Source organism: Gemelliphila asaccharolytica (genome assembly GCF_001553005.1).
Classification (GTDB): Bacteria; Bacillota; Bacilli; order Staphylococcales; family Gemellaceae; genus Gemelliphila; species Gemelliphila asaccharolytica.
Genome location: NZ_KQ959874.1, coordinates 23,810 through 31,099 on the forward strand (window position 1 = coordinate 23,810; position 7,290 = coordinate 31,099).

Here is a 7,290-nt window from a genome sequence, read left to right on the forward strand (position 1 = left end):
AAAAAAAAATAATAGGCAATCCAATATCTAAAGAAACAGCGGAGAAAACAAGAGAAGAATTATATGGAGTAGTAAATGGACAATGGTCATCTGGAGGTAAAAAATACAGATTAGAAAACTATAGTGTAGCAGGGAAAACAGGTACAGCTCAAATAGTAGATCCTAGAACAGGTTCATATTATTCAAATCCATATAAAGTACTGCATTCATTTATAGGATATGCTCCTAGCGACAATCCTGAAATAATTGTTTATAGTGTCATAAAAAATCCCTCTAAAAATATAGTTCAAAATTATTCTACAGCTGTAAAAGAGTTATTTAATCCTATAACACTAAATACTTTAAATTATTTAAATGTAAAAGATGAGAATAATAACACAGAAAAAAATAATTATATTATGGCTGATTATGAGGAAAAGTCAAAATCAGAAGCTGTAGAAATGTTATCTAAGGAAACAAATAATATAGAAATTTTAGGTAATGGGGATAATATTATAAAACAATTCCCTTCTAAAGGAAATATTGTTAATAAAAGTGATAGAGTTTTCTTATTAACGGAAGACACAAAATTTAATTTGCCTAACTTTAGTGGTTGGTCAAAAATTGATGTAATGAAATATTCAGAATTAACAGGTATAAAAACAGAAATAGAGGGGAATGGATATGTAAAAACACAATCTATTGCAAAAGGTAAAATAGTTGAAGCAGGAGAAAATTTAAAAGTAAAATTAGAATAGGAGAAAAAAATGAGTTTATTTTTACCTTCAATAATATTTATATTATCATTTTTAATTACTACATTATCATTACCAAAGTTAATAAATTATTTACATTTATTAAAATTTGGTCAGGCTATAAGGGAAGAAGGACCTCAAAGTCATATATATAAGAAGGGTACTCCCACAATGGGGGGGATATCCTTTATTATGTCTATAGTTTTTTCTTTATTAATATCTATTATCTTCGATTTTCGAAATTTTGAAGTTTATATTTTATTAATATATATTACATTATCATTTTCTATCATAGGATATATCGATGATATGCTAATAGTTGTTAAGAAAAAAAATGATGGTCTTAGCCCTAAAAAAAAATTATTGATGCAAATAATATTTTCTTTAATATTTTATATTTTATTAAAATTAATATATTCTAATGTTGAATATTTATATATACCATACTTTAAAATAAATTTTTATTTATCATTTATATATGTATTTTTTATAATATTTTGGCAAACAGGGTTTTCAAATGCAGTTAATTTAACAGATGGTTTAGATGGATTAGCGACTAGTGTAACAATTATAACTACAGCAATATTTGCGATATTTAGTTATAAAGAGAATAATTTTCCTATTTTATTATTTTGTCTATCGATAATAGGTAGTTTAATTGGTTTTTTAATTTTCAACAAAAAACCTGCTAAGATATTTATGGGGGATACCGGCTCTTTAGCGTTAGGAGGTATTCTAGCAGCAATATCTATAATATTACATAAAGAGATAGCATTTTTGTTTATAGGGCTGGTCTATATACTAGAAACAGCATCTGTAATTCTACAAGTTGCATATTTTAAAAAAACAGGTAAGAGAATTTTTAAAATGGCTCCCTTACACCATCATTTTGAATTATCGGGATATGGAGAAAGAAAAACAGTTTATATATTTGTAATTATAACTATAATTTCATCTATTTTAGGATACTATATAGGAGTAAATTAATGAATAAAGAATTTTTGAAAGAATTAAGAAAAAAAAGAATTTTAATATTGGGATTTGCAAAAAGTGGCTACCAAACTGCTAAAGTATTAAATAAGCTAGGGGTAAAAGTTACTTTAAATAGTAAAGAAGATTTAACTAATAGTAAAAAAGCAAAAGAATTGGAAAATCTAGGAGTTAAAGTTATTTCTGGAGAACATCCACTGAAAATATTGGATAACGTGGATTTAATAATAAAAAATCCTGGAATAAGATATGATATTGAGATAATAAAAAGAGCTATAGATAAAAAAATAAAAATTTATACAGAAGTTGAAATAGCATATAGATTATTTGATAATAGAATAATAGCTATAACGGGTACAAATGGAAAAACTACAACTACTACATTGACCTATAAATTAATTAAAACAAAATATAATAATGCAAAAGTAGCAGGAAATATAGGATTTCCACTTATAAAACAAGCCTATGAAAATGAAAAAAATGACGCACCTCTTGTTACTGAAATATCTTCTTTTCAGCTAAATGGCACAGAATTTTTTAAACCTAGCATTAGTGTAATTACAAATTTAGGTAAGGCACATTTAGATTACCATGGTAGTGTAGAAAATTATCATAATATAAAAAAAAGAATATTTAAAAATCAAGATGAAAATGATATTTTAATACTTAATATAAAAGATAAATTATTATATAAAGATGATAATATAAAAGCTAAGATTTTATATTACAGTATAGATGATGATGAAAAAGCTGATATTTTCATAAAAAATCAAAAAATAGTATATAAAAATGATAATATAATAGATATAACAAAAATATTGTTACCTGGAAGACATAATTTAGAAAATGTTATAACAGCAGTATTAATTTCCTTATTAGAAGGAGTAAAAAAAGAACAAATACAAAGAATAGTTTACAATTTTGTTGGAGTAGAACACAGATTACAATATCTGGGAGAAGTAAAACATATAAAATTTTATAATGATTCAAAAGCAACTAATCCAGAATCTACTGTTAAAGCCATAACAGGGTTTAAAGATAATATAATATTAATTGCAGGAGGAAAAGATAGGGGAATAGATTTTTCTGAGCTAAAACCTTATTTATCAAGAATAAAGTTGATGATATGTATAGGGGAAAGTAAAAATATATTAGAAAAATTAGCAAAATCAAATAATGTGAAATGTATGGAAGCAACAAAAGTGGAAGACGCGACAATTTTAGCGTACCAAAATGCAAAAGAAGATGATATAATTTTATTATCACCAGCTTGTGCTTCATGGGATCAATATCCTAATTTTGAGTGCAGAGGAAAAGAATTTATAAATGTTTATAAAAAAATAGAAAATAAAGAGAATAATTAATATGAATTTTAATTTTAAAATTAATAATATATCATATAATAAAAGAAAATCTTTTAATAATTCTGTGGAACGGCTTAAAAGAAAAAAAAGAAATGAGTATATAGTACTATCTTCAATAATAATCATTTTTTTTCTTATTTTAATCTTTTTAAATAGTAGTTTTGTGAAAATTAAAAACATTAATATTGATGGGTTAACGCAAATAGATAGAACAGAACTTTTAAAAGAAATAGATATAGATAACAATATGAAATTATGGAAAGTTAATGAGGAATATATACAAAAATATATTTTGGATAATTATTCTATAATAAGTTCAGTAGAAGTTAAAAAAAAATATCTTAATACATTATATATTTCAGTAAAAGAAAAGAAAGTAGTAGCGAAAGAAATAAATGATGATGGCACTTTTAATATAATATTAGAAGATAATACTATATATGATAAAAAATTATTAAATGATTCTAGTATTCCAATCATAAATGATTTTAATGAAGACAAAAATAAAAAGGATATTTTATTAGAAAATTTAAAAAAATTAAATCCTGATGTTTTAGTGCATATATCTGAAATAATAAATGATAAGAATTCTGAATATCTTTCATATATATATATGAAAGATGGACAAAAAGTAAAAATTAATGTAAATAGTTTTTCAGAAAAATTAAATTATTACTTTAAAATGGAAAAAGATATATCTGATAAAAAAAATACATTACTAAATTTAGTTAATGGTACATATTTGGAAACGGAAAATAGTAATAAATTAAAAGAAAGAAAAGTAAAAAATCTTTTAGGATAAAGAAGTATTATTTATAAGTTTAAAAATAAAGAAAATTGATATAAAATTTTAAATTATATTTTTTATTTTTTTATAAATAATACTTTTTTAAAAAAATATCATTTAAAAAGTTTAACAATTTATAAATTGATAAAAAAATGAAAAAAAATTATATTTTAATACTTTTTTTTTTTTGTTTTATGATATAATCAGTTGTATGTAATAATAATTGGGATATGATGTCAATTTTAAGATAAATATAAAAAATTATAGGAAGGAGTGGTCTACTTGAGTTCACAATTATATACTGCACTTGATATAGGTTCATCGCATATAAAAATTGTTATAGCAGATGTAGTTTATGAAAAACTTAATATTCTTGGCGTGGGAATTGTTAAAACTAATGCAGTAAAAAGAGGAAATATTGTTGATGTAGAAGCGGCAGCAAAAGATATAGAAAAAGCATTAGAAATCGCAAAACGTGAAGCAAGTAAAGATGTAAGGTCTATTTACATAGCTGTTCCAAGTATCCATACTCATATAAAAAAAAGTATAGCAGAAATAAAATTTGATAATAAACATGATATTGATGGAAGAGATATAGAAGAAGTAATAGAAGAAGCTAAAATATTACCGTTACCCAGAGAAAGAGAAGTAGTACAAATAATACCAGATTATTATAGAGTAGACGATATAGAGCATATTTCTCAACCAAAGGGAATGACAGTACATAATTCATTTGAAATTACAGGAAACAGGGTAATGACGTCAAAAACTCATTTACACACAATATATAAAAGTATAGAGAAACTGAGATTAGACTGTAATGAAACTTTTTTATCATCACATGCACTTGGAGAATTGCTACTTAATGAAGAAGAAAGAGATTATGGATCTGTAATATTGGATATAGGAGCAGGACTGACAACTGTAAGTTACTTTGAAGATAATATTTTACAAATATCAGAATCAATAGATTTAGCAGGAAACGATATTACAAGAATGATTTCAGATGTACTTAATGTTTCTATAAAAAAAGCTGAAGAAATAAAAAAAACACAAGGACATTCCTTCTATGATTTAGCATCAAATGATATAATTATAGAAACAGATAATTTAGAAAAAGATGAAGCTCCTTTTACACAAAAAGAGTTATCAGATTATATAGAAGAAATATTAGAAGAAATAATATTAAGATCATTCAATATTTTAAAAAAAGCAGGTATAAATAGAGTTAAAGGTAACGTAGTACTTACTGGAGGAACAACACTTATGCCTGGAGTCATAGAATTAGCAAGAGAAATGCTAAAAAAAATGAATGTACGAATAGGAACACCGAAAATAATAGGAGCTAATTCGCCAGAATTGTCTGTAGTAGTAGGTATATTAACAAGTAGCTATAATATAGAAAAATTATTGGGTTATCAAAGTTATTCTGAACCAACATTAATAAAAGATAATACAGACGTTATTTTTGAAGATGTAACTGATATAGAAGAAATAAAAACTGTTGAGGATACAGAAAATAGAGAAAATGAATTAGTTGGTGAATATTATGAAGAAAGCCAAAAAAATGATGAACAAATTGGGTTCTTAAAAAAAATCAAAAAAAAATATAGTGAATTTTTCGAATAAATTAGGAGGAAAACAAATTATGAGTAGTTTTTTAGATAATGATTTTCAACAATCAGCTGTAATTAAAGTTGTTGGAGTAGGTGGAGGCGGCGGTAATGCTGTCGATAGGATGATAGAGAAAGGAATTCAAAATGTAGAATTTATAGCTGTAAATACAGATGCTCAAGCTTTAAGACGTTCAAAAGCAGATGTTCGTATTCAAATAGGAGAAAAATTAACAAAAGGTCTTGGAGCAGGAGCAAATCCAGAAGTAGGAAGAAAAGCAGCAGAGGAAACTAAAGATAAAATTGAAGAATCATTACAAGGGGCAGACATGGTTTTTGTTACTTCTGGAATGGGTGGAGGAACAGGAACAGGAGCTGCACCAATAGTAGCAAGTATTGCTAAAGAATTAGGAGCATTAACTGTAGGTGTTGTAACTAGACCATTTACATTTGAAGGGAAAAAAAGACAAGTTCAATCTACAGCAGGGATAAACGCTCTTAAAGGAGCAGTTGATACTTTAATAGTTATTCCTAATGATAGACTGTTAGAAATAGTAGATAAATCTACTCCAATGATGCAGGCATTTTCTGAAGCAGACAACGTGTTAAGACAAGGTGTTCAAGGAATATCAGATTTAATAAATGTTTCAGGAGCCGTAAACTTAGATTTTGCTGATGTAAAAGCAATAATGAAAGATCAAGGATCTGCTTTAATGGGAATAGGAGTTTCATCAGGAGAAAATAGAGCGATTGAAGCAGCTAAAAAAGCTATATCGTCTCCATTATTAGAAACATCAATAGTAGGAGCAAAAGGTGTTTTATTAAATATTACTGGAGGTCCATCATTAAGTTTATTTGAAGCACAAGCAGCAGCAAGCATAGTTCAAGAAGCTAGTGATGAAGACGTTAATATGATATTTGGTACAGTAATTAATGAAGATTTAGAAAAAAATGATGAAATAATTGTCACAGTTATAGCTACAGGATTTGATGAAGAAAATAAAATAGAAAGAGAATTATCTCAAAGAGCACAAACATCATCTTCATTTACAAGTAATTTAGTAAAAGATGATTTAGAATCAGATTTAGTAACAAGACCAAGAAGAACAAGAAGAAGAGAAATTTAGTAATAAACAAAAGGGAAGTTTTTCTTCTCTTTTGTTCTCAATTTAAAATTGGTGACATAATGAAATTGTTATAGATTTCTTTTCGCCAATATTTAGGGGATGTTATGGATTCGACAGGATTATTTATTTTTTTATTAGCATGTAAGAGGCTCGGCTCTTTAAAAACGGAACAGTTAAATATAACTGACAACAACAAATCATTCGCTTTAGCTGCCTAATTTAGCTAAAGGCTAGTTTTTTAATTTGACTAAGATTATAAAACTGGTTCATTTAATTAGTCTACGATTATATACTTCCGCTTGCAGTATATAATAATAAGATAATCAAGCAAATCTTTTAAAACCTGTTTATCGGTTATTTATAAAGATTATTATAGATAAACTAAACATGTAGAGGTAAAAGGATGGTATTTTTGGACGCGGGTTCAAATCCCGCCATCTCCATATCTTTTAAAAGTAATAATAACATAATTTTTACATATGATTGTTTAATCGGTGATAAACGATTTAGATAAAAAACCAGCTTTTAAATCAAAAAAAATAAAATAAAAATATGGTTGTACAATATTATCGTTGATAGATAATATAAAGAGAAAACCAGCTTTAAAATTAAAAAAATAAAATAAAAAATATCAACACAAAAGATAAAAAAATACTTGTTTTTGTAGTTGGTATT

At 25.7% G+C, this 7,290-nt stretch carries 6 protein-coding genes and 1 other RNA gene; all 7 read left to right on the forward strand.

What is annotated here, in order from left to right:
• The coding region (locus tag HMPREF1871_RS03070) for a penicillin-binding transpeptidase domain-containing protein (RefSeq protein WP_157058047.1) at positions 1–737 on the forward strand (737 nt) is incomplete at its 5' end.
• A gap of 9 nt (positions 738–746) precedes the next feature.
• Positions 747–1,721 carry a phospho-N-acetylmuramoyl-pentapeptide-transferase gene (mraY, locus tag HMPREF1871_RS03075; protein WP_066129958.1) on the forward strand — a complete coding sequence of 325 codons (975 nt, stop codon included), beginning with the start codon at positions 747–749 and terminating at the stop codon, positions 1,719–1,721.
• Positions 1,721–3,088 carry a UDP-N-acetylmuramoyl-L-alanine--D-glutamate ligase gene (gene murD / locus HMPREF1871_RS03080; RefSeq protein ID WP_066129960.1) on the forward strand — a complete coding sequence of 456 codons (1,368 nt, stop codon included), beginning with the start codon at positions 1,721–1,723 and terminating at the stop codon, positions 3,086–3,088. Before mraY ends, murD begins: the two co-directional genes overlap by 1 nt.
• Before the next feature lie 163 nt (positions 3,089–3,251).
• Complete coding sequence (locus tag HMPREF1871_RS03085; protein ID WP_198145753.1) at positions 3,252–3,890, forward strand: cell division protein FtsQ/DivIB; 639 nt, start codon at positions 3,252–3,254, stop codon at positions 3,888–3,890.
• A gap of 258 nt (positions 3,891–4,148) precedes the next feature.
• On the forward strand, positions 4,149–5,504 hold the full coding sequence (ftsA, locus tag HMPREF1871_RS03090) for a cell division protein FtsA (protein ID WP_232297356.1): 1,356 nt from the start codon (positions 4,149–4,151) through the stop codon (positions 5,502–5,504).
• Positions 5,505–5,523: 19 nt separating this feature from the next.
• On the forward strand, positions 5,524–6,615 hold the full coding sequence (ftsZ, locus tag HMPREF1871_RS03095; protein WP_066129965.1) for a cell division protein FtsZ: 1,092 nt from the start codon (positions 5,524–5,526) through the stop codon (positions 6,613–6,615).
• A 95-nt stretch (positions 6,616–6,710) separates the two neighbouring features.
• Positions 6,711–7,061, forward strand: a transfer-messenger RNA (tmRNA) gene (ssrA, locus tag HMPREF1871_RS03100).
• Positions 7,062–7,290: the final 229 nt, after the last annotated feature.

What these genes read in the sequence shown, in the direction of transcription:
- mraY (WP_066129958.1), top strand. Translation starts at nt 747, where the DNA reads ATGAGTTTATTTTTACCTTCAATAATATTTATATTATCATTTTTAATT.
- murD (WP_066129960.1), top strand. Translation starts at nt 1,721, where the DNA reads ATGAATAAAGAATTTTTGAAAGAATTAAGAAAAAAAAGAATTTTAATA.
- ftsZ (WP_066129965.1), top strand. Translation starts at nt 5,524, where the DNA reads ATGAGTAGTTTTTTAGATAATGATTTTCAACAATCAGCTGTAATTAAA.